Source organism: Ramlibacter sp. AN1133, assembly GCF_037890035.1.
Lineage (GTDB): Bacteria > Pseudomonadota > Gammaproteobacteria > Burkholderiales > Burkholderiaceae_C > Ramlibacter.
On record NZ_JBBKTQ010000004.1, the window covers coordinates 179003 to 201895 of the forward strand.

General features: G+C 70.3%; 21 protein-coding genes. 15 read left to right on the forward strand and 6 right to left on the reverse strand.

Features of this window, described 5'->3' with window-relative positions:
• Nucleotide 1: 1 nt before the first annotated feature.
• The 14 genes from WG923_RS07100 to WG923_RS07165 all read left to right on the forward strand — a co-directional run bounded on the left by WG923_RS07100 (nucleotide 2) and on the right by WG923_RS07165 (nucleotide 14703).
• Nucleotides 2-592: a CoxG family protein gene (locus WG923_RS07100; RefSeq protein WP_340350248.1), complete on the forward strand. Its 591-nt coding sequence runs from the start codon at nucleotides 2-4 to the stop codon at nucleotides 590-592.
• Between the two features lie 18 nt (nucleotides 593-610).
• Complete coding sequence (locus tag WG923_RS07105; protein WP_340350249.1) at nucleotides 611-1612, forward strand: tripartite tricarboxylate transporter substrate binding protein; 1002 nt, start codon at nucleotides 611-613, stop codon at nucleotides 1610-1612.
• Nucleotides 1602-2375 (forward strand): ABC transporter ATP-binding protein, encoded by a 774-nt coding sequence (locus tag WG923_RS07110; RefSeq protein WP_445322902.1) that lies wholly within the window; start codon nucleotides 1602-1604, stop codon nucleotides 2373-2375. The genes WG923_RS07105 and WG923_RS07110 overlap by 11 nt, the downstream gene beginning before the upstream one ends.
• A gap of 73 nt (nucleotides 2376-2448) precedes the next feature.
• Complete coding sequence (locus WG923_RS07115) at nucleotides 2449-3447, forward strand: PQQ-dependent catabolism-associated beta-propeller protein (RefSeq protein WP_445322903.1); 999 nt, start codon at nucleotides 2449-2451, stop codon at nucleotides 3445-3447.
• Nucleotides 3440-4645 carry a branched-chain amino acid ABC transporter substrate-binding protein gene (locus WG923_RS07120; protein WP_340350252.1) on the forward strand — a complete coding sequence of 402 codons (1206 nt, stop codon included), beginning with the start codon at nucleotides 3440-3442 and terminating at the stop codon, nucleotides 4643-4645. Before WG923_RS07115 ends, WG923_RS07120 begins: the two co-directional genes overlap by 8 nt.
• A 196-nt stretch (nucleotides 4646-4841) precedes the next feature.
• Complete coding sequence (locus tag WG923_RS07125; protein WP_340350253.1) at nucleotides 4842-5657, forward strand: ABC transporter permease; 816 nt, start codon at nucleotides 4842-4844, stop codon at nucleotides 5655-5657.
• A complete protein-coding gene (locus WG923_RS07130) occupies nucleotides 5654-6301 on the forward strand; it encodes a hypothetical protein (RefSeq protein WP_340350254.1) in 648 nt (215 codons plus the stop codon). The genes WG923_RS07125 and WG923_RS07130 overlap by 4 nt, the downstream gene beginning before the upstream one ends.
• Before the next feature lies 1 nt (nucleotide 6302).
• On the forward strand, nucleotides 6303-6935 hold the full coding sequence (locus tag WG923_RS07135; protein WP_340350255.1) for a hypothetical protein: 633 nt from the start codon (nucleotides 6303-6305) through the stop codon (nucleotides 6933-6935).
• A gap of 7 nt (nucleotides 6936-6942) precedes the next feature.
• Entirely contained in the window at nucleotides 6943-7443 is a 501-nt protein-coding gene (locus WG923_RS07140) for a hypothetical protein (RefSeq protein WP_340350256.1), read from the forward strand.
• A complete protein-coding gene (locus WG923_RS07145; protein WP_340350257.1) occupies nucleotides 7443-8150 on the forward strand; it encodes a hypothetical protein in 708 nt (235 codons plus the stop codon). Before WG923_RS07140 ends, WG923_RS07145 begins: the two co-directional genes overlap by 1 nt.
• 317 nt (nucleotides 8151-8467) lie before the next feature.
• Nucleotides 8468-10147, forward strand: coding sequence for a pyrroloquinoline quinone-dependent dehydrogenase (locus tag WG923_RS07150; protein ID WP_340350258.1), 1680 nt, complete (start codon nucleotides 8468-8470; stop codon nucleotides 10145-10147).
• Nucleotides 10148-10173: 26 nt separating this feature from the next.
• Nucleotides 10174-11304 carry a c-type cytochrome gene (locus WG923_RS07155; protein ID WP_340350259.1) on the forward strand — a complete coding sequence of 377 codons (1131 nt, stop codon included), beginning with the start codon at nucleotides 10174-10176 and terminating at the stop codon, nucleotides 11302-11304.
• 158 nt (nucleotides 11305-11462) lie between these two features.
• Nucleotides 11463-13613, forward strand: coding sequence for a TonB-dependent receptor family protein (locus tag WG923_RS07160; protein WP_340350260.1), 2151 nt, complete (start codon nucleotides 11463-11465; stop codon nucleotides 13611-13613).
• A gap of 22 nt (nucleotides 13614-13635) precedes the next feature.
• Nucleotides 13636-14703, forward strand: coding sequence for an XdhC family protein (locus WG923_RS07165; protein ID WP_340350261.1), 1068 nt, complete (start codon nucleotides 13636-13638; stop codon nucleotides 14701-14703).
• A 19-nt stretch (nucleotides 14704-14722) separates the two neighbouring features.
• Here WG923_RS07165 and WG923_RS07170 read toward each other — a convergent pair whose 3' ends face one another.
• Together WG923_RS07170 and WG923_RS07175 are read right to left on the reverse strand one after the other, a co-directional pair.
• Nucleotides 14723-15949 (reverse strand): ATP-binding protein, encoded by a 1227-nt coding sequence (locus tag WG923_RS07170; RefSeq protein ID WP_340350262.1) that lies wholly within the window; start codon nucleotides 15947-15949, stop codon nucleotides 14723-14725.
• Nucleotides 15950-16041: 92 nt separating this feature from the next.
• The gene (locus WG923_RS07175; protein WP_340350263.1) at nucleotides 16042-17010 is read right to left on the reverse strand and encodes a TRAP transporter substrate-binding protein; all 969 of its coding nucleotides are present in this window, start codon (nucleotides 17008-17010) and stop codon (nucleotides 16042-16044) included.
• Between the two features lie 132 nt (nucleotides 17011-17142).
• Here WG923_RS07175 and WG923_RS07180 point away from each other — a divergent pair, with 132 nt between their 5' ends.
• A complete protein-coding gene (locus tag WG923_RS07180) occupies nucleotides 17143-18012 on the forward strand; it encodes an alpha/beta hydrolase (RefSeq protein ID WP_340350264.1) in 870 nt (289 codons plus the stop codon).
• A 162-nt stretch (nucleotides 18013-18174) separates the two neighbouring features.
• Here WG923_RS07180 and WG923_RS07185 read toward each other — a convergent pair whose 3' ends face one another.
• From WG923_RS07185 to WG923_RS07200, 4 genes are all read right to left on the reverse strand, one after another.
• Entirely contained in the window at nucleotides 18175-19470 is a 1296-nt protein-coding gene (locus WG923_RS07185; RefSeq protein ID WP_340350265.1) for a TRAP transporter large permease, read from the reverse strand.
• The gene (locus WG923_RS07190; RefSeq protein ID WP_340350266.1) at nucleotides 19463-19972 is read right to left on the reverse strand and encodes a TRAP transporter small permease; all 510 of its coding nucleotides are present in this window, start codon (nucleotides 19970-19972) and stop codon (nucleotides 19463-19465) included. Before WG923_RS07190 ends, WG923_RS07185 begins: the two co-directional genes overlap by 8 nt.
• 285 nt (nucleotides 19973-20257) lie before the next feature.
• Nucleotides 20258-22030, reverse strand: coding sequence for a peptidase M14 (locus tag WG923_RS07195; RefSeq protein WP_340350267.1), 1773 nt, complete (start codon nucleotides 22028-22030; stop codon nucleotides 20258-20260).
• Nucleotides 22027-22893: an ABC transporter permease gene (locus WG923_RS07200; RefSeq protein WP_340350268.1), complete on the reverse strand. Its 867-nt coding sequence runs from the start codon at nucleotides 22891-22893 to the stop codon at nucleotides 22027-22029. The genes WG923_RS07195 and WG923_RS07200 overlap by 4 nt, the downstream gene beginning before the upstream one ends.

Here is a 22893-nt window from a genome sequence, read left to right on the forward strand (position 1 = left end):
AATGGAAATGCAAGGCACCCGTCACCTCGCCGTGACCCAGCAGCAGGCCTGGGATGCACTGAACGATCCGCAGGTGCTCAAGGTCTGCATCCCCGGCTGCGACAAGGTCGAACCCGCGGGCGACAACCAGTACGCGATCGGCATGGGGGTGAAGGTCGGCCCGGTGGCCGCGCGCTTCGCCGGCAGGATCCACCTGCAGGACGTGATGGCGCCCAACAGCTACACGCTCACGTTCGAGGGCAATGGCGGCGCGGCGGGCTTCGGCAAGGGCAGCGCGCAGGTGAACCTGGCGCCGCCCACGGAAGGCGCGGGGTGCGAGCTGAACTACACCGCGAAGGCCCAGGTGGGCGGCAAGATCGCCCAGGTGGGCCAGCGGCTGGTGGACGGCGTGGCCCGTTCCATGGCCGACGATTTCTTCCGTCGTTTCGACGAGGAAATGCAGCGGCGCCACCCCGACGCGTATGCGGCCGCCGCGGCCGCGCCGCTGCCGGTGTCGCCGCTGGGCGAGCCGGCGGGCCGGCGCATGCCGCTGTGGGTGTGGATCGCGTTCGGGGTGGTGGTGCTCATCGCGCTGCTGCTGCTGGCGCGCTAAAGGCAAGGGGAGGCAGACATGGATGATGAGCATCGCCGCGCCGCACTGCGCCGGCGCACCGTGCTGGGCGCCTGCGCCAGCCTCGTGGCCTGTCCGGCCCTGGCGCTGGCGCAGCCGGCGGCCTGGCCCGCCCGGCCGATCACGCTGATCGTGCCCTGGCCCGCCGGCGGCCAGACCGACATCACCATGCGCATCCTGGCCGACCTGGCAGGCAAGCAGCTCGGTCAGAGCATCGTCATCGACAACAAGCCGGGCGCCGCCGGCACGCTGGTCGGCCCCGCGCTGCGCGCCGCCGCGCCGGACGGCTACACGATCGGCCAGCTCCCCCTCACGCTGTACCGCGCGCCGCTGCAGCGCAAGGTGCCGTGGGATCCGCTGCGCGACATCACGCCGGTGATCCAGATCTCCGGCGTCACCTTCGGCATCGTGGTGCCGGCCGACAGCCCCTTCCAGACCTTCGGCGAGATGGTGACCTGGGGGCGGGAACACCCCGGCAGCCTCACCGTGGGCTCCACCGGCATCGGCAGCACCGCGCACCTGGCGATGGAGGACGTGCTCTCGCGCGAGGGCGTCACCTACATCCACGTGCCGTACAAGGGCACGGCGGACCAGATGCTGGCGGTGGCCACCAAGACCCTGATGGTGGGCGTCAATTCCACCGGCTTCGCCCCCTATGTCGAGACCGGCAAGCTGCGCCTGCTGGCCACCTTCAACGCGCAGCGCAGCAAGCGCTGGCCGCAGGTGCCGACGCTGCGCGAGCTGGGGCATCCGCAGGCGGTCTACACCTCGCCCTACGGCATCGGCGCGCCGGCCGCGGTGGACCGCGCCATCATCCGCAGGCTGCACGATGCCTTCCGCACCGCGCTGTTCGACCCGGTCCACCTGCAGGAAATCGCGAAGTACGACCAGGAACCCGAGTACCTGAACACCGCGGACTACGGCCGCTTCGTGCAGGACGTGACCGCGCGCGAGCGCCAGCTGCTCGCGCGCCTCGGCATCGTGCCCTCGCATGCGGAGTGACGTGGACGCCGCCGCCCCCGTCCTCGCCTGCCGCGAAGTCTCCAAACGCTATGGCCGCACCCAGGCGCTGGACGGCGTGTCGCTGCAGGTGCGCGCCGGCGAGATGGTGGCGCTGCTGGGGCCGAACGGCGCCGGCAAGACGACGCTGTTCCAGCTGCTCACCGGCCTGTTCGTCGCCGACAGCGGCAGCGTCGAGGTGCTGGGCGCCGACATGCGGCGCGACCCGGTGCGCGCGCTGGCGCAGCTCGGGGTGGTGTTCCAGCAGCCCGCGCTGGACCTGAACCTGTCGGTGCGGGCCAGCCTGAAGTTCCACGCCGACCTGCACGGCCTGCCGGGTGCGATCTCGCGCCCGCGCATCGACGCCCTGCTGGAGCGCTTCGGCCTCACGCCGGTGGCCGCGCAACCGGCGCGCGAACTCTCCGGCGGCAACCGGCGCAAGGTCGAACTGGTGCGGGCGCTGTTGCACGAGCCGCGCCTGCTGCTGATGGACGAGGCCACCGTGGGCCTGGATCCGGCCTCGCGCGCCCAGCTCGTCGACGAAGTGCTGCAGGCCCGCGCCGAACGCGGCCTGGGCGTGCTGTGGGCCACGCACCTGGTCGACGAGGCCGAACGCGCGCAGCGCGTGATCGTGCTGCACAAGGGCAAGGTGCGCTTCGACGGCACCGCCGCGGCCCTGCGCGAAGCCCAGTCCGCGCCGACGCTGCAGGCGGCCTTCCTGCAACTCACTGGAGGAGACAAGAATGCGAAAGCTGAAGCTGCTTGAGAGCGAGAACTGCAAGGAGTCCGGACGCAGAGGACGCAAAGGGTACGCAGAGAGCGCAAAAGAAATTCCCTTGATGTCTTCTTTGCGTCCTCTGCGTACCCTTTGCGTCCTCTGCGTCCGGCTGTTGGTCTTCGTATCTGCCTGCACCGCCACGGCGCACGCCAAAGACACCGGCCGCATCTTCGTCTCGTCCGAGAAGGACAACGCCATCGCCATCATCGACTCCGCGAAGTCCGAGATCGTCTCTTCGCCGGCCGTGTGCAAGCGGCCGCGGCACATGCAGCTCACGCCGGATCGCACGCAGCTGTACATCGCCTGCAGCGACGAGCATCGCGTGCTGATCTGGGACATCGCCACCGGCAAGACGGTCGCCAAGCTCGATGTCGGCGAGGACCCGGAAGCCTTCGACCTCAGTCCCGACGGCAAGATGATGTACGTCTCCAACGAGGAGGACTCGGCGCTCACCGCCTTCGACCTCGCCACCCGCAAGAAGGCCTTCGAGGTCAAGGTGGGCGGCGAGCCCGAGGGCGTGAAGGTCAGCGCGGACGGCAAGCTGGTCTACGTCACCTCCGAGGTGGCCAGCGTGGTGCACGTGATCGACACGGCGGCCCGCAAGGTGGTGAAGAACGTGCCGGTCGGCAAGCGGCCGCGGCGCTTCCTGCTCATGCCCGCCGGCGAGCTGTGGGTGAGCAGCGAGCTCGATGGCAGCGTGAGCGTGATCCGCACCAGCGACCACACGGTGCAGGCCACCATCAACTTCCTGCCCCAGGGCATGCGGCGCGAGGACGTCACGCCGGTCGGCATGGCGCTGGCACCGGACGGCAAGACCGCCTACGTGGGCCTGGGCCGCGCGAACCACGTCGCGGTGGTCGATGTGGCCACCCGCAACGTCAAGGGCTACATCCTGGTGGGCAAGCGTGCGTGGGGCCTGGCGGTGTCGCGCGACGGCAAGCGCCTGTACGTGGCCAACGGCCTGTCCGACGACCTCACCATCGTCGACACCGAGGCGATGAAGGGGATCAAGACGCTGAAGGTCGGCCGCGTGCCGTACGGCGTGGTGATCGATGACTGAGGGGACGCGCACGGTCCGTGCCTCGCGCCGCGCGCTGCTGCTCGCGGGCGCCGCGGCCTGCCTGCCCCTGCGCGCGCAGCCGCAGCCGCCGTTCCGCCTGGGCCTGCTGACGCAGGGCGACGACGAGCGCTATTCGCCGCAGACGCTGCTGCGGGGCTTTCCCGACGCGCCGGGCGGACGCTCCGAGCCCGCCGCGCAGATCGCTTTGAACGACAGCCTCGTCACCCTGCAGCTGGCCGGCCGCAGCAGCGGGCAGCTCGTTGCGCTGGAGGCCCCCACCGGCGCTGCCTTGCCCGCGTCGCTGCAGCAACTGCTGCAGCAGGGCGTGCAGCACGTGGTGCTGGAGCTGCCGGCCGCCGGCGTCGCCGCGGTGACCGCGGCGGCGAAGGGCAGGGAGGTGATGCTGTTCAATGCCGCCGCGCCGGAGGACGTGCTGCGCGCCGCGCAGTGCGCCGCGAACCTGTTGCACACGCTTCCCAGCCACGCGATGCAGATGGACGCCATCGCGCAACTGCTGGTCGCGCGCAAGTGGAACCGGCCGCTGGTGCTGGTCGGCCCGACGCCCGGCGACCGCCTGCTGCAGGCCGCGTGGCAGCGCAGCGCCAGGCGCTTCGCCTTGCGGCCGATCGCCGAACGTCCCTTCAAGCTTTCCAACGACCCGCGCGAGCGCGACCTGGGCAACGTGCGCCTGCTCACGTCCGACCGCGACTACGACGCGGTGGTGGTGCTCGATGCGCAGGGCGAGTTCGCCTCGGAAGTGCCTTACCGCACCGTGCTGCCGCGGCCCGTGCTGGGCAGCAACGGGCTGGTGGCCCAGGCCTGGAGTCCCTTCCACGAGCGCAACGGTGCGCCGCAGCTCACGCGCCGCTTCCTGCGCCGCGCCAGCCGCACGATGACCGGCTACGACTGGGCCACCTGGATGGCGGCGCGCTGCGCGGCGGAGGTGGCCAGTGCGTACGTCAAGGCGGGCATCGCGCAGCAGGTGCAGGCGCTGCGCCAGGGCGCGGTGGCGGTGGACGGCTACAAGGGCCAGCGCCTCACCTTCCGCGGCTGGGACGGGCAGCTGCGCCAGCCGCTGCTGCTGGCGCACGGGGGCGGCGTGGCCGACATGGCGCCGCTGGAGGGTTTCCTGCACCCGCGCATCGCGCTCGACACGCTCGGCTACGACGCGCCCGAAACCGGGTGCAAGGCAGGATGAACGTGCCCGACGCACTGCGCGCACTTTTCGCCCTTGCGGCGCGTGGGTCCCGTAGGCTGGGGCGGCCGGCGGCCGCCGAAGGTGAGCCGCGCGAACCCCAGCGCTTCGCCCTTGGCAGTGGAAGGATCGCTGGGGTTTCGCTTCGCTCCACCGCCAGCCTACGAAGACAGCTCGTGCCGTTGCGAGGGCGGCGTTCGTGAAGGCCGCGCACGCGCTGCGGGCCTTGCGCGCGGTGGCCGGCCGCGAGCTGCAAAGCTTCGCCCGGCAGCCGGGGCGGCTGATGTCGGCGCTGGTGCGGCCGCTGCTGTGGCTGCTCGTGTTCGCCGCGGGTTTCCAGAACGTGTTCGGCGTGGCGATCGCGCCGCCCTACGACACCTACATCGAGTACCGCGTGTACCTGGTGCCGGGCCTGCTCGGGATGGTGGCGCTGTTCAACGGCATGCAGAGTTCGCTCGCCATGGTGTACGACCGCGAGATGGGCGTGATGCGGCTGCTGCTCACGGCGCCCCTGCCGCGCTGGTGGATCCTGGCCTGCAAGCTGCTCGGGGGTGCCACGCTCACCATGGCGCAGATGCTCGCCTTCCTGCTGGCGGCCTGGGTGTTCCGCATCGACCTGGAATGGCGCCACGTGCCGCTGGCGCTGCTGGTCTTCCTGCTGGCGGCGCTGATGCTGGGCGCGCTCGGGCTCGTGCTCTCGGTGTACGTGCGCCAGCTGGAGAACTTTGCCGGCACGATGAACTTCGTGATCTTCCCGATGTTCTTCCTCAGCACCGCGCTGTATCCGCTGTGGAAGCTGCAGGAATCGGGCGCGTGGATCGTGCACGCCATCGCGCAGTTCAACCCCTTCACCCACGCGGTGGAGGCGATGCGCTTCGCCCTCTACGGGCAGGCGCTGGGCCTGAGCCTCGCGGTGGCCGCGGGCTGCACCGTCGCCTTCTTCGCGCTGGCCCTGTGGGGCTACGACCCGCAACGCGGCGCCGCGCGCCGCCCGCAAGGAGGAGGCCCGCCATGAGAACCCTCGCGCTGCCCCGGCCCGCAGGCGTGCCGGTGGAACCGCTCTGGCTGGAGTGGCTCACGCTGGCCGGCATGTTCGCCTTCGCCGCCTGGCTGCTCGGCGTGCGCGGCGTGTGGCAACTGCTGCTGCACGCGGACCCGACGGGCATCACCTTCGTGATCATCGTGATCTTCGCGGCGTCCACGGCGTGGAGCGGCATGCGCGCGCGCGAGCTCGCCCGCCAGCACGCCGCCATGCGATCGCGCGAGGAGGGCTGGGCCGCCGAGTACTGGCGCGACCTCGCCGCGGCGCCGCGCGACGAATCCGCCCCGCTGGACCTGCTGCTGGAACGCACGCACGGCCCGCACGGCACGGCGTGGTGGGTCAACGGCATCCAGCTCAAGCTCGGGCTGCTCGGCAAGGTGATCGGCTTCTCGGTGCTGGCGCTGGAAATCGGCAACATCCAGAATTTCGATCCGGCGCAGTCGGCGCAGCTGCTGCGGGCCCTGACCACGGGCCTGGGCGTGGCGCTGCTGACCACGATGGTCGGACTGGTCGGCAACATCCTGCTCGGACTGCAGCTCACGCGCCTGGACCGCTTCGCCGACGACCTGGTGGCGCAGGCGCAGCGCCAGGGGCTGCGGCACTCCACGGGAGCGTGAGATGCGCCGCAGCCGCCGCGCCAGCCGCGAGCCGGAGGTCGACCCGTTCTACGACATGTTGTTCAACATGCTCATCGCCTTCGTGTTCTGCTTCATCGTCGCGCTGCTGGCGATGAACCCGCAGAAGACCAAGGCGGGCGACGTGCCGGCCAAGGCCGAATACATCGTCACGCTCTCCTGGCCGGACAACGACCCGAACGACCTCGATGCGTGGGTGCAGGGGCCGAACGGCGACGTGGTCTGGTTCCGCCAGCGCGAGGCCGGCCTGCTGCACCTGGACCGCGACGACCGCGGCGTCTCCAACGACACCATCGTCGTGGACGGCCGCCGCATCGTGAACCCGATCAACCAGGAGGTGGTGACGCTGCGCGGCATCGCGCCCGGCGAGTACGTCGTCAACGTGCACTACTACGACGGCAGCAAGAACCAGCGGACCGAGCCCGGCGCGGGCGGCCCCGTGGCCGCGACGGTGTCGGTGGTGAAGGTGAATCCGCGTGCCGAGGTGGTGTTCCACGGCACGCAGACGCTCGCGGGGCCGGGCACGGAAGTGACGATGGTGCGCTTCACCGTGCAGGCCGACGGCGGCGCCACGAACATCAACACCATGCCCAAGGCGCTGGTCAAGCGCATCTGAAAACCGCATGTCCCTCGCCCTCGTCCTCGCCTACGCCGCGCTCGTGCTGATCGCCGTGCTGGCGCTGCTGTGGTCGCCCTGGCCGCGCTGGCTGAAGGCCGGGCTCGCACTCGGCGCCACGGTCCTGTACTTCTTCGGCCACGAGGCGGTCCATGCGCTGCTGGGCATGCCGAGCGCCGACGCGCTGCCGGAGCGCTTCGTGATGGTCGCGGCGATGGTGGAGGAACCCAACGCCAACCAGAAGGGCGCGCTGTACCTGTGGGTGCGTCCGCTGCACGACGGCGTGGCGGAACGGCAGCCGCGGGCCTACCGCCTCGCCTACGACCGCAAGCTGCACGAGCAGATCAACGAGGGCCTGAAGAAGGGCCGCGACGGCGTCAGCCAGATGGGGACGGCGGAAGCGCGCGGCGGCCGCGGCCGCGGCTTCGCGAGCTGGCTGCAGCCGGGCGCGGACGAGCAGGAAGTGCGCATCCGCGACCTGCCGGTCCCGCAGCTGCCGGAGAAGTGATGCGCGCGCTGGCCGGCATCGCGCTGCTGCTGCTGCTCGCAGCTTGCGGCGGCACCCCGCAGGAGCCGTTCTTCCCGCTGGAGGAGGGGCGGCACTGGCGCTACCAGCTCACCACCACCTACGACGACGGTGCGGCGGACCCGCAGACCGAGTCGCTGGTGCTGCGCGCCCGCGGCGCTTCCGACGCCGCCGGCGGCACCGCCTGGAAGCGCACCAGCAGCACGGGCGTCGCCTACTGGCTGCGGCGCGACGACACGGGCGTGTACCGCGTCGCGATGCAGGGGCCGCTGGATCCCGCGCCGCGCAGCGACGCCGCCTCCCGCTACGTGCTGAAGAAGCCCTATGCGATCGGCACGCAATGGGAAGCCGAGACCACCACCTACGTGCTGCGCCGGCGCAATGAATTCCCGCCCGAGCTGCGGCACCTGGCGCGCTACCGCAGCCTGCCCATGAAGTACCGCATCGCGCAGCTCGATGCACCGGTCGAGACGCGGGCGGGGCGCTTCGCCGACTGCCTGCGCGTGGACGGCACGGGCGAGATCCACCTCTACGTCGACGAGCTGTTCGCGGTGCGCGGCGTGCCCTTCACCACCCGCGAGTGGTACTGCGCGGGCGTGGGACTGGTCAAGCTCGAACGCGTGGAACGCTCGCCGACGAAGTTCATCGCGGGGGGGACGCTGACGATGGAACTTGTCGAGTACCGGTGAGCGGACTTGCCGGGGAAAAACCAAACTGCCGGACGCAGAGGACGCAAAGGGTACGCAGAGGGCGCAAAAGAAAACCTTCTAATTTGCTTTGTCTTTTTTGCGTCCTCTGCGTACCCTTCGCGTCCTCTGCGTCCGGCTGTCCGCTTTTGTTTCCTGCTGCTTCCCTACAGGTGTCTTAATTTGAGACGCAACTGCCCGCCGTGTCTCAAATCGAGAATGAAACGACGCCCTAGGGTGTAACCCTGAAGAGCTACCCGGGGCCTGTCTCCAACACTTCGGTCCTCGCTTCCCCGAGTGACACCCAGGAGACACCCCCGATGAAACCCGACTTCCGCTCCGCGGCCTTCGCGCTCGCGCTCGGCGCAGCCTGCAGCGCCCACGCCCAGAACTGGCCCGTCTACGGTGGCGACACCGGCAACACACGCTTTTCGAATTCCACCCAGGTCAACACCTCGAACGTGAAGAACCTGAAGGTGGCCTGGGCGCTGCAGCTCGGCACCCTGCGCTCGCAGGAGTCCACGCCCATCCTGGTCGGCGACACGCTGTTCGTCACTTCCTCGTTCGGGCCGAAGAACGTGTTCGCGGTGAATGCCAAGACCGGCGAGATCCGCTGGCAGTACTCGCCCGACGTGCCCAAGGGCATCGACCAGTTCGCCTGCTGCGACGTCAACAACCGCGGCCCGGCCTACCACGACGGCAAGCTGCTGGTGGGCCGCCTCGACGGCCACGTGGTGGCGCTCGACGCCAAGACCGGCAAGGAACTGTGGGATACCAAGGTCGTCGACTACACCCAGGGCTCCGTCATCACCTCGCCGCCCACCGTGGCGAAGAACGTGGTGATCACCGGTTTCGGCGGCGGCGAATACGGCGCCCGCGGCGCGCTCGTCGGCCTCGACCCGGCCACCGGCAAGGAACTGTGGCGCACGCACACCGTGCCCGCTGCCGGCGAGAAGGGCAGCGAGACCTGGAAGGGCGACTCCGGCAAGTACGGCGGCGCCGTCGCCTGGCACATCGGCTCCTACGACCCCAAGCTCAACCTCGTCTACTACGGCACCAGCAACCCCTCGCCCTGGTCCGCCGTCGTGCGCGGCAACGACAGCTCGGAGATCGGGCCGTACACCAACCTCTATTCGGCTTCGGTGCTGGCGCTCAACCCCGACAACGGCCAGATCCAGTGGCACTACCAGTTCACCCCGCACGACGCGTGGGACTACGACGGCGTCAACGAACTGGTGTTCGCCGACCTGCCGTTCGACGGCCGCAAGGTGCCCGTGATCATGCAGGCCAACCGCAACGGCTTCTTCTACGTGCTCGATCGCGCCAACGGCAAGCTGCTGTCGGCCAAGCAGTTCGTGGACGGCGTGAACTGGGCGACCGGCGTCGACATGAAGACCGGCATGCCGATCGAGGCCCCCGGCAATGTCAAGCGCCCCGGCATGAAGCGCAAGGCCTCGGACGTGTGCCCGAACCTGATCGGCGCCAAGAACTGGATGCCGATGTCCTATGACCAGAAGACGGGCCTCGTCTACATCCCGACGATCAACCTGTGCATGGACATGGAAGGCATCCAGCAGGACTACAAGCGCGGCCAGTTCTACCTGGGCGTGAACTTCGACCTCGCCAAGCAGGGGCAGGGCGGCCACATGGGCGGCGTGAAGGCCTGGGACCCGGTCAAGCAGCAGACCGTGTGGTTCAACAAGGACGACCTGTTCTACAGCGGCGGCATGCTGTCCACGGCCGGCGGCCTCGCCTTCCACGGCGACCTGCGCGGCTGGTTCAAGGCACTCGACACGAAGACCGGCAAGGAGCTGTGGAAGTTCAACACCGGCTCCGGCATCACCGCCGCGCCCATGACCTACACGCTCGATGGCAAGCAGTACGTGGCCGTGGTTTCCGGCCGCACGCTGTCGATCCCCGCCTTCTTCGGCCCGCTGGGCGAGAAGATGGTGGCCGCGAGCCCCGAAGGCGGCACGCTGTTCGTGTTCAGCCTCAACTGACGCCCACCTTTTCGCTGGAGTTCGCCATGAGCATTCGCCGTATCGCGCGAAGGGTCCTCTGCACCCTCGCGGCCTGCGCCGCCCTGGGCGCGACCGGGGCCCAGGCCGGTCCCCTGCGCATCTGCGCCGATCCCGACAACCTGCCTTTCAGCAAGTCCGAAGGTCCGGAGAAGGGCCTGTACGTGGAGCTCGCCCGGCTCGTGAGCCAGAAGCTGGGCGAGTCGCCGGAGTTCGTCTGGTGGCTCTCGTACAACCAGCGCAAGGCGCTGCGCAACACCATCCTGCAGGATGGCTGCGACGCGTATTTCGCGCTGCCGGCCAACGCGGATTACCGCGTGCGCGGGCTGCTCAAGACCCGGCCCTTCCTCGACCTGAGCTACGCGATCGTCGCGCCCCAGGGGCTGAAGGTCTCCGGCCTCGCGGACCTGCAGGGCAAGCGCATCGGCGTGCTGCACGGCTCGCCGCCGCACATCCTGCTGGCCAGCCGCGACGGCTATACGACCACCAGCTTCCGCGAGCACGAGGAGGCGCTGGCCGCGCTGGAGAAGGGCGAGGTCGACGCGGCGATCCTCTGGGGGCCCAACGCGGGCTACGAGAACGTGCGCCGGCACGGCAGCCGCTGGCAGGTGACGCCGGTGAGCGGCGAAGGCCTCGGCGGGCAGGTCGCGGTGGGCGTGCGCAAGGGCCAGGACGAACTGGCCGCGCGCATCGACAAGGCACTGGGCGAGCTGCAGCCGCAGATCGAGGAACTGGCGCGCAAGTACGGCTTCCCGCGCGGCAAGGCGCTGCCCCTGTCGGCGCGCAGCGTGGCGCCGGACACGCGCACGGCGAACCTGGCCGCGGGGCTGGGCGTGTCGTCGAAGTGGGTCGCGCGCACCAACGCGCCGGCCGCCTCGGCGGCCACCGAGGGCATCATTCCCGGCCGCACGCTGTTCAACAACGTTTGCTCGCACTGCCACGGCACCGACGGCGCCAGCCCCGTGTCCGAGCGCGACCTGCGCAAGCTGCAGCGCCGCTACAAGGACAGCTGGAAGGAGACCGCCCTGACCACGATCAAGAACGGCCGCCAGGACGCCGGCATGCCCACCTGGGGCGCGACCTACAGCGACGCGCAGATCCAGGAGGTGATCGTCTTCCTCGCGACGCTCCAGAAGTAGGCTGGCGGTGACGCGCGCCAGCGCCGGAACCCCAGCGATGCGCGAAGCGCCGGGGTTTCCGGCGCTGGCGTGCGTCACCCCCGCCTGCGTTCTCGCCAACCCGCATTGATTCGGCGCGCCCACCCCTGCAGAATCCCGGCAACCCCCGGGGAGACACAATGAAGAAGACCCTCCTGGCAGCGGCCGCGTGCGCCGCGCTGCAGGCCCACGCGCAGACTCCGGCGACCCCGCCGCCCGCGCAGCAGCCCGAGCGCACCCTGCGCCCCGTCGTGGTCACGGCCACGCCCGGCGTCGCGCAGCAGGCCTTCGACACGGCCGCCTCGATCGACGTCGTCGACGGCGCCACCATCCGCAACTCGCAGTTGCAGGTGAACATCTCCGAGAGCCTCGTGCGCGTGCCCGGCGTGATCGCGCTGAACCGGCAGAACTACGCGCAGGACCTGCAGATCTCGGTGCGCGGCTTCGGCGCCCGCTCCACCTTCGGCGTGCGCGGGCTGCGCCTGTACTCCGACGGCATCCCCGCCACGGCCCCGGACGGCCAGGGCCAGGTCTCGCACTTCGACCTGTCCTCCGCGGACCGCATCGAGGTGCTGCGCGGCCCCTTCTCCGCGCTCTACGGCAATTCCTCCGGCGGCGTGATCAGCCTGTTCACCGCCGACGGCGCACCGGGCATGCAGGCCGAGGGCGGCGCCGTGGTCGGCAGCGACGGCATCCGGCGCGTGAACGCGCGCTTCGCGGGCGACAACGGCACGTGGAACTGGAACGTCGGCGCCTCGCACTTCGAGACCGACGGCTTTCGCGACCACAGTGCCGCCAAGCGGGAGGGCCTCAACGGCAAGGTGCGGTGGAAGGGCTCGGCGGACACCCGCGTCACGCTGATCGCCAATGCGGTGGACATGCCCGACGTGCAGGACCCGCTGGGCCTCACGCGCGCGGAGTTCCAACGCGACCCGCGGCAGGCGAGCCCCGTGGCGCTGCAGTTCAACACGCGCAAGTCGGTCGAGCAGCAGCAGCTGGGCGCGATCATCGAGCACCAGCTCAATCCGGCCAACGGCCTGAAGCTCACCACCTGGCGCGGCCAGCGCAGCACCGAGCAGTTCCAGGCCATCCCGGTCGGCACGCAGGCGCCCATCACGCACCCCGGCGGTGTGATCGACCTCGATCGCGACTACATGGGCGTCGACGGGCAGTGGATCTACAAGTCGCGCCTGGCCGGCAATCCGCTCACGGTCACGGCGGGCCTCTATGCGGACCAGCTGAGGGAGCATCGCCAGGGCTTCCTGAACTTCACCAGCCCCACCACGCTGGGCGTGAAGGGCGCATTGCGCCGCGACGAGGACAACCGGGTGCGCAGCTTCGACCAGTACGCGCAGGCCAACTGGGAAAGCGAGCGCTTCGGCCTGACAGCGGGCCTGCGCCATTCCACCGTGCGCTTCCGCTCGGAGGACCACTTCATTGTCGGCGCCAACGGCGACGACAGCGGCGCCGCCAAGTACTCGGCCACCACGCCGATGGCGGGCCTCGTGTACCACGTGAGCGACAACCTGAATGTCTACGGTTCGGTGGGCCGCGGCTTCGAGACGCCGACCTTCAACGAGGTCTCCTACCGCCCCAACGGGCAGACCGGCCTGAACTTCGGTCTCAGGCCCGCGTACAGCCGGCACTACGAACTCGGAGTGAAGGCCGAGCCGGTGCGCAACTGGCGCGTCAACGCGGCGCTGTTCCAGGCCAGCACGCGCGACGAGATCGTGGTGCTGACCAACCAGGGCGGCCGCAGCACCTTCCAGAACGCCAGCAACACGCGCCGCCGCGGGCTGGAGACCGCGCTGGCCGGCACCTTGTCGGACGCCTGGTCCACCTATGCGGCCTGGACCCTGCTGGACGCGAGCTACCGCACGGCCTTCCAGACGTGTCCGGGCGCGCCTTGCCCCACGGCCGCCAACCCCGCCGTGCCCGTGCCGGCCGGCAACCGCATCCCCGGCATCCCGCGCGCCAGCGCCTTCGCCGAACTGGTCTACCGGCACAAGCCGTGGGGCCTGGAGGCGGGGCTGGAAGTGCGCTACATCGGCCGCATCGCCGTGGACGACCGCAACACCGACTTCGCCTCCTCGGCGACCCTGTGGAACTTGAGGCTTGCGCTGGCGCAAAATATCCAGCGCTGGACCGTGCGTGAATTCGTGCGGGTGGACAACATCGCCGACCGCGGCTATATCGGATCGGTGATCGTCAACGAAGGCAATTCGCGCTTCTTCGAGCCGGCACCGGGCCGGAGCTGGCTGCTGGGGGTGAGCGCGGTCTACGCCTTCTGAGGACGAGCCTCAAGGAGACGCCATGGAAAACCTCGACGTGATGGTGCTGCGCACGCTGCGCGACTGGCGCGCCGCCGGCAAGCGCGCGCTGCTGGCCACGGTGGTGCGCACCTGGGGTTCCTCGCCCCGGCCGGTCGGCTCCATCATGGCGCTCGCCGAGGACGGCGCGGTGGTCGGTTCCGTCTCCGGCGGCTGCATCGAGGACGACCTGATCTACCGCCACACGCAGGCCTACTCCGGCAAGGAGCCGGGCCACCAGATCCCCTCGGGGCCGCCGTCCTTCGTCAAGTACGGCGTGACGGCCGACGAGGCGCACCGCTTCGGCCTGCCCTGCGGCGGCACGCTGGAACTGCTGCTGGAATACGACCCGGAGCTCGCGCCCATCGAGGAACTCGTGCGCTCGCTCGAGGCGGGCCGGCTGGTACGGCGCACCGTGCGCCTGTCCGATGGCAAGGTCACGCTGGCCAATGCGGACGCGCCCGAGGAACTGCGCATCGCGGACGGCCTGCTGGTGAACACCTTCGGCCCCGAATACCGCATGCTGCTGATCGGCGCGGGCCAGATCACCGAATATCTTGCGACCATGGCGCTGTTCAGCGGCTTCGCGGTGACGGTGTGCGACCCGCGCGAGGAGTACCGCGGTTCGTGGAGCGTGCCGGGCGCGCGGGTGGTGAGCGACATGCCCGACGACGAGGTGCAGGCCTTCAAGCCGGACCGCCGCAGCAGCGTGATCGCGCTGACGCACGACCCGAAGCTCGACGACCTGGCGCTGATGGAAGCGCTGCGCACCGAGGCCTTCTACGTGGGCGCGATCGGCAGCCGGCGCAACAACGAGGCGCGGCATGCGCGCCTGATGGAGCACTTCGGCCTCACCGCGGCGGACCTGCAGCGACTGCGCGGCCCCATCGGCGTGTTCATCGGCAGCAAGACCCCGGCGGAGATCGCCGTGAGCATCATGGCGGAAGTGCTGGCGGTGAAGAACGGCGTGGCGCTGCCGCGCGACATGGAAGTGGGGCAGGCGAAGAACCTGCGGGCGGTGCAGGGCAACGATGCGGGCGGGATCGTCTGCGGGGTGGCGGGGGCGCGCTGAGGTCGCCTTGTTCCTGCCGTCAGGGCCCGATCGGCACCGCCCAGAGCTTGTCGCCGAACCGCACCTTGTCCTGCCCCGCGTAGAGGACCACGCCGCAAGCGAAGCGCTTGCCCAGGGCCGTTTCGAGGTCGCGCAGTCCGTTCAGGTGCCGGTCGCCCAGGCTGCGGGTGGCTTTCACTTCGACCGCGGCGACGCGGCCGGCGGCGTCCTCGATCACGAAGTCCACTTCCACGCCGCCGGCGCTGCGGTAGTGGTAGAGGCGCGGCGGGCTCGGCAGGGCCGCCGCTTCCCGCCGCAGCTCACCGAGGACCCATGTTTCCAGCAATCCGCCGAAGTGCGGCGCTGCCTGCACGGTGGCCGCATCGCTGGCGCCGGTCAGCGCGCAGGCCAGGCCGCTGTCGACCAGGTAGGCCTTGGGCGCCTTGATCAGCCGCTTGCCGAGGTTGGCGTGCCATGCGGGCAAGGGCTGGAACAGGAAGCTGCTTTCCAGCAGCGCCAGGTACCGGTGCAGCGTGGCCTGCGGCACGCCGGAAGCGCGTGCGAGCTCGGCGACGTTCGTGAGTGCGCCGCTGCGCGCGGCGACCAGCTGCAGCAGGCGCGGCAGTGCCGTCGCGTCGGCGATGTTGGAGCGGTCGCGGATGTCGCGCTCGGTGACCGCCGTGACGTAGGCGCCGAACCAGGCGCGCTGCCTGTCGGGGGCCGGCCGCAACTGCACCTCGGGAAACCCGCCGGTCGTCACCATCTGGGGCACGGTGGTGGTGCCGGGCGCAAGCAGTGCCTCGGGCTGGTTGGCGAAAAGGGGCTCGATGAAGGCCGGTGCCCGATGCGCGATCTCGCCGCGCGCCAGCGGCTGCAGCGCGAGGATCTCCATCCGCCCCGCGAGCGATTCCGCGGCCTGCGGCAGCGTGAGCACATCGGCGGAGCCGGTCAGCAGGAACCGGCCGGGCCTCCGCTCGCGATCGACGCTGCGCTTGATGGCCGCGAACAGCGCCGGCGCCTTCTGCACCTCGTCGATCACGAGCAGGGCATCCGCGGCGCCGTGGATGAAGCTGAGAGGGTCGCCGCGCGCGGCCGCGAGCAGCGTGGGATCGTCCAGCGTGAAGTAGCGGCCGCCGCGCCGCACCGAGAGGACCTCGGTCATCCGGCTCTTGCCGGTCTGGCGCGCGCCGTTGACGAGGACGACAGGGGTGTCCCCCAAGGCGTCCTGCAGGCGCTGCTCCAGCCAGCGTGGATGATAATCTTCCATCGGACCGATGATAATCAACCACGACGCGGCGGTCGAGACAACGAAAAGGCGGCCTCCAGGGCCGCCTCGCCGAGCCGGTGCCGCGCCAGGCCTTACATCTTCCGATAGGCATCCACCAGCTGCTGCCCCTCCGGACCGGCCTTCTCCAGCCATTCCTTGAGCATCGTGTCGCCGACCTTCTTCATGTCGGCCTTCAGCTGCGGCGAGGGCGTGTGGATCGCCATGCCGTTGGCCTTGAGCTTCTCCAGCACCTCGGTGTTGGTCTTGCGGCTGCTGTCCCAGCCCCGCTTCTCGGCATCGGCGGCGGCCTTCAGCAGCGCGTCCTGCGTGGGCTTGTCCAGCGCGTTGAAGGCCGCGCGGTTGACGATCACCGCGTTCTTGGGCAGCCAGGCCTGCGTGTCGTACCAGTTCTTGATGTGCTCGTAGGTCTTGGTGTCCCAGCCCGTGGAGCCCGAGGACATGTACGAGTCGACCACGCCGGTGGCCATGGCCTGCGACAGTTCCGCGGCCTGCACCGTCACCGGCTGCGCGCCCACCAGTTCGGCGATGCGCGCGGTGGCGGGGCTGTAGGCGCGCCACTTCAGGCCCTTCATGTCGGCCGCCGAGGCGATCGGCTTCTTCGTGTAGATGCCCTGCGGCGGCCACGCGACCGCGTAGAGGACCATCATTCCCTGCTCGCCGAGCTTCTTGTCGACCAGGGGCTTCTGCGCGCGCCACAGCTTGGCGGCGGCGTCGTAGCTGTCGGCGAGGAAGGGGATGCCGTCGGCGCCGAAGATCTGCCACTCGTTCTGGAAGTTCACCAGCAGGATCTCGCCGATCTGCGCCTGCCCGCCCTGCACCGCGCGCTTGATCTCGGGCGCCTTGAACAGCGAGGCGTTGGGATGCACGGTGATCTTGAGCTTGCCGCCGGTGGCCTTGTCCACGTCGTTGGCGAACTGCACCAGGTTCTCGCTGTGGAAGTTGCTGGCCGGGTAGGCCGCTGGCAGGTCCCACTTCGTCTGGGCGCCGACCTGGCCGGCCAGCGCGAAGGCCGCCAGCGAAAGGGCGAACTTGAATTTCATGAATCGCTCCGCAAGGATGAGTTTTCGAGCAGGCGAAGCTTACCGCCATCGGCGCCACGCCCGATTCGGCCTTTCCCCAAGCGCGGGCGCTGTCCGACGCGGCGGCCGCTTGCACTTTGCTAGATTGCCCCCATGCCCGAACATGAGCTCGCCCTGCCCACCGCCTGGGGCCACCTGGCCGGCACGCTGACGCTGCCGGACAGCCCCGCGCCATGGGCCGCCGCGTTGCTGATCGCGGGCTCCGGCCCGACCGACCGCGACGGCAACAACCCGCTGCTGGGCACCCGCATCGACAACGTCAAGCGGCTGGCCCATGCGCTGGCCGCCCGCGGCATCGCCTCGCTGCGCTACGACAAGCGCGGCGTCGGCGCGAGCGTGTATCCGGGCCTGAGCGAGGACGCGCTGCGGTTCGAACACCTCGTCGACGACGCCGTGGCCCTGGCGGGCTGCCTGGCGGGGGACGATCGCATCAGCCGCATCGCCCTGGTCGGGCACAGCGAGGGTGCCTTGATCGCGGCGCTGGCGGCACGCGAGGCGCAGGCGCAGGCGGTGGTCTCCATCGCGGGCGCGGGCAGCCGGGCCTCCGCGCTGATGCGACGCCAGATGGCCGATCACCTGCCGCAGGACATCATCGAACCGGCCTTCGCTGCGCTAGCCGCGCTGGAGGCGCAGCAGGCCGTCGACGACGTGCCGGACGCGCTGTTCCTGCTGTTTCGTCCGACGGTGCAGCCTTACCTGATCTCCTGGTTCCGCCACGACCCGCCGGCGGTGCTGGCGGAGTTGCACATGCCGGTGATGCTGGTGCACGGCTCCGCGGACACCCAGGTGGGCGTTGAGCACGCGCAGTGGCTGCACGCGGGCAAGCCCGATGCACGGCTGGAGATCGTGGCCGGCATGGACCACCTGATGGGCGTCGGCGGCGATACGCGCCGGGGCGCCGACGTGGTGGGCGGCGCGGTGGCGGCCTGGCTGCAGGAGCTGGACGTCGACGTCGCGGCTTGAGCGGGCGGCGCTTGTGGCTGGCGCTGCGGGCTGGCGCGTAAGTGGCTCTGTAGGCTGGCGGTGAGCCGCGAAGCGCGCGAACCCCAGCGCTTCGCGCATCGCTGGGGTTCGCCGCCTTCGGCCGCTCACCGCCAGCCTACGAGACCCCGCGCCGGGACCTCGTCACATCTTCGACGGCAGCCACGTCGCCAGCTGCGGCACGAACCACAGCAGCAGCACCATCACGCACATCAGCAGGAAGAAGGGCATCGTCACCCGCGCGATCCAGGTGATCTCCTTGCCCGTCATGCCCTGCAGCACGAACAGGTTGAAGCCCACCGGCGGCGTGATCTGCGCCATCTCCACCACGACCACGACGAAGACGCCGAACCACACCAGGTCGAAGCCCGCCGCCTGCACGGTCGGCAGGATCACGCCCATGGTCAGCACCACCATCGAGATGCCGTCGAGGAAGCAGCCCAGGATGACGTAGAAGATCGCCAGTGCGACCATCAGCAGGAAGGGCGAGAGCCCCAGCGAGCCCACGAACTCCGCCAGGTGGCGCGGCAAGCCGATGTAGCCCATCGACAGCGTGAGGAAGGCCGCACCGGCCAGGATCAGCGCGATCATGCAGTACAGGCGGGTGGCGCCCAGCAGCGAATCGCGGAACGTGGCCCAGGTCAGCGAGCGCTGGAAGCCGGACAGGACCAGCGACCCCACCACGCCCACCGCCGCCGCCTCGGTGGCCGTCGCGAGGCCGGTGTAGATCGAGCCGAGCACCGCGGCGATCAGCACCACCACGGGAATCAGGTGGCGCGATTCCGACAGCTTCTCCGCGAAGCTCAGGGCGCGGTCCGGCGGCGGGATGCGGCCCTTGTTCAAGGTCGCCCACACGGCGAGGTAGCCGGAGAACAGGCTCGCCAGCACGATGCCCGGAAGGATGCCGGCCACGAACAGGCGCGCGATCGAGACGTCCGCGGTCACGCCGTAGACGATCATGATGATCGATGGCGGGATCAGCAGGCCCAGCGTGCCCGCGCCGGCCAGCGAACCGATGGTGATGTCCTCGGGGTAGCCGCGCCGGTCCAGTTCCGGCAGCGTCATCTTGCCGATGGTGGCGCAGGTCGCGGCGGACGATCCCGACACCGCCGCGAAGATCGTGCAGCCGATGACGTTGGTGTGCAGCAGCCGCCCCGGCAGGCGCGCGACCCAGGGCGCCAGCCCGCGGAACATGCTTTCGCTCAGCTTGGTGCGGAACAGGATCTCGCCCATCCAGATGAACAGGGGCAGGGCCGTGAGGGTCCAGCTGGACGACGACCCCCAGACCGTGACGGCCATGGCATCGCCGGCGGGCCGCGAGGAAAACAGCTGCATGCCGATCCAGGCCACGCCGCCCAGCGTGAGGCCGATCCACACGCCGCTGCCCAGGAGCAGGAACAGCGTGACGATCAGCAGGGTGGTGATCGCGACTTCATTCATTGTGCAGGGCCTCCTCGCTCCCGGCGGACTGGCGCCGGCCCCGCAGTTCCTGCACCCATTCGTCGAGGAGCGCGACCAGCAGGACCACGGTGCCGGCCGCCATCGTCAGCTGCGGGATCCACAGCGGCGTCGCGTCGTTGCCGGTGGAGATGTCGTTGAAGGCGCGCGAATTCCAGGCGAGCCGCACGGCGTACACCGCGAACAGCCCGGCCAGCAGCACGCCGGCGGACAGCGCCCACATCTCGAGGCCATGGCGCGCCTTGCCGTGCAAGCGCCCGAGCAGCAGCGTCACGCGGATGTGCTCGTTGCGCTTGAGCGTGTGCGCCAGCGCGAGGAAGCCCGCCGCGGCCATGCAGTAGCCCGCGTAGGCATCGGTGCCCGGCACGTGGAAGCCCACCTGCCGGCTCACGATGGACAACAGCACCATCAGCAGCACACCGATCATCGCCAGCGCGGCCAGCCAGGCGCTGGCGTCGTAGAGGAAGTCCAGGAATTTCCGCATCGCGCCCTCGTTGTTCTTGAACGGCCGAGTTTAGGCGCTGGAGGGAGCGGGGAGTGCGGTGAGCTTGTGTGCTGGCGGCGGTGCGAGGCTGGCGGGTGGCGGCAGGCTGGCGGGTGGCGGCATGCTGGCGGGGGCCGGCATGCTGGCGGGGGGCGGCATGCTGGCGGGGGGCGGTAGGCTGGCGGTGAGTGGCGCAGCCCGAACCCCAGCGCTGAGGCGCATCGCTGGGGTTTCGCTTTCGCTCCACCACCAGCCTACCGTCCCCCGCCCCGCCTGCCGTCCAGCCTACCGTCCAGCCCAGGCCCGCCGCGCCAGCCGCTGCCAGGCCCGCGCCGCCGCCAGCACCGCCTGCATTTGCACCGTGTGGGCGAAGCGGAACGCTTCCCCGTGCACGGTCTCGTCGGGGAACTCGGTGATCAGCGTGACCGGCGCGCTGTCGGCCCGTTCCACTTCCGACACCGAGCAGGCCATGCCGTGCACCAGCTCGAAGGGCAGGCCGCCGGCGTGGCGCTCGTACAGCGCGAGCTGGCGCGCGTTGAAGTCCGCGAGGCCCGGCACTTCGGCCAGCGCCGCGCCCACCTGTTGCAGCAGCGCGCGGGCCTCGCCTTGCCAGCCGCGGTGGTGCCGCAGGATCAGGAAGAAGCCCTTGGGCACCGTCCACAGTTCGAAGCCCTGCGGCAGGTAGCCTGAGAGCGGCCGCGTCCATTCGTGCGCCGGGTAGCCGTGCAGGTTCAGGTGCAACTGCGCGCCCGAGAGCGCCAGCGCCTGCCGGCGCGCCTCGCGCTCGAACCAGGGCGCCTGCTCGCGGTACTCGAGGTCGTCGCCCAGCGCCGTGTAGCGCGCCGCGTGCAGCATGTGCTCGGGATGCCAGGCCGCCAGTTCGCGCCGCAGGGCGTAGCCATCCGGGTTCTCCAGCGCGATGAGGGCGAAGTGCGCGTCGCTGGCGGACTGCAGCGCTTCGGCGGCGCGCAGGGCGCCGACGATGCCGGAAGTCTCGTTGGCGTGCTGGCCGCCGCTCACCAGCACCGGTGCGGCGGGCCCGGGCCGGTACAGGCCCAGCACCGTGCGGCCCTGGCGGGTGGTGGCCGTGAAGCGCTCGCCGCCGAGGCGCTCCATCTCGCGTGCGATGCGTGCGGCGGCCGGCGCGCGGGCCAGCTGGGCGAGCGGGATGCGATCGTCGTCCGGCGTTGCGGCGTCTGCGCCCGGCGCGAAGCCGCGCAGCGCGACGCGCAGCCGCAGCGGGCCCGTGCCCGCCCGCACATCGGGCACGATCTGTCCGGGCTGCAGCCGGCGGTCCCCCGGCGCGCGGCCGGAGCGGCGCTGGAACACCTCGAGCAGCGAGAAATAGAGGTCCTCGTGCAGGGCCTCGTGGCTGCTCACGGTCTCGTGTCCCAGCGCCAGCCGCTGCGCGATGCCGGGCAGCTCCACGCGCAGGTCCAGCCGCTTGAAGAAGGGCTCGCCGCGCGGCCAGTCATGGCGCTCCACGCATTCCACGATGCGGGCGAAAGCCTGCTCGTAATCGGTCGCCTCGGCACCGTCGCCGGCGAGGCTGCCATCCGCGCGCTGCACGCGCAGCCAGCCGGTGGGCGACAGCAGCGCGCTGCCGGCGGTGCCGGTGTGCACGCGGTTCGGCGCGAAGACGCGGGCCTGCTGCTCGCGGCCATCCTGCCAGCGCAGCGTCACCTCATGCTCCAGCCCGTCGCCACCTGGAACGAATTCGAAGCGGCACTGCGGCCACAGGCCCGCCAGCGGATAGGCCTCCAGCAGGAAGCGCTGCGGCGCGGCCTGCGCATGCACCGGATAGCGCACCGTCACGGCGACCAGTCCGGCCATCTCGACTTCTTCCAGGAAGAAGTGCAGCAGCGGCTTGTAGGCACTGCGGAACGAGGCCTGCACGCCGTGGGCAGCCAGGCGGCGCTCCGCGGCGCGGCGGGCGGCGGCGTCCTCGAACAGCCAGCCTTCCACGCGCGCGCCGCGCCAGGAGCCGTCCTCGAAGCGGGCCAGCCACGCATCCAGCGTGCGCGGGATCGTGGCCTCGAGCAGCAGCGTTTCGTTCATCGGGTCTTGCCGGTGGGGTCGATGCGGTCGCGCAGCCAGTCGCCCAGCAGGTTCAACCCAAGCACCGTGAACATGATCGCCACGCCGGGGAAGACGCTGACCCACCACGCCGTCTGCAGGTAGGTGCGGCCGTCGGCCAGCATGCCGCCCCAGCTGGGGATCAGCGGGTCGACGCCGAGCCCGAGGAAGGTCAGGCTGCTTTCCAGCAGGATGTTGTTGGCGACGTTGAGCGTCATGAGGATGATGACCGGCCCGATCACGTTGGGCAGCACGTGGTGCCACACCATCGGCAGGTCGCGCACGCCGAAGGCGCGGGCGGCCAGCACGTATTCGCGCTCGCGCACCGAGAGCACCATGCCGCGCACGAGGCGCGCGAACTGCACCCACTGCGACAGGATCATGAACAGGATGATGTTGCCCAGGCCGCCGCCCAGGATCGATATGAAGGTGAGCGCGATCAGGATGAAGGGCAGGGCCAGCTGCACGTCGACGCAGCGCATCAGCAGCATGTCCCAGAAGCCGCGGTAGTAACCGGCGACCAGGCCGATCGCGATGCCGAGCACCGAGGCGCCCAGCACCGACAGCACGCCCACCATCAGCGAGATGCGCCCGCCCACCAGCACGCGCGCCAGCACGTCGCGGCCCAGCGGGTCGGTGCCGAGGATGTGCGACCAGTTGGCGAACGGCGGGCTCAGGCGCGCAGCGAGGTCCATGGCGGAGCCGCGATCGGGGAAGATCAGCGGCGACAGCAGCACCAGCAGCACCATCAGCCCGGTCAGCAGCCCGCCGACGACGAATTCCAGCGAGCGCCAGGGCTGCTCGCGCCGCGGCGCGGCGGCCAGGACGGGGGCGACTGTCTGCAT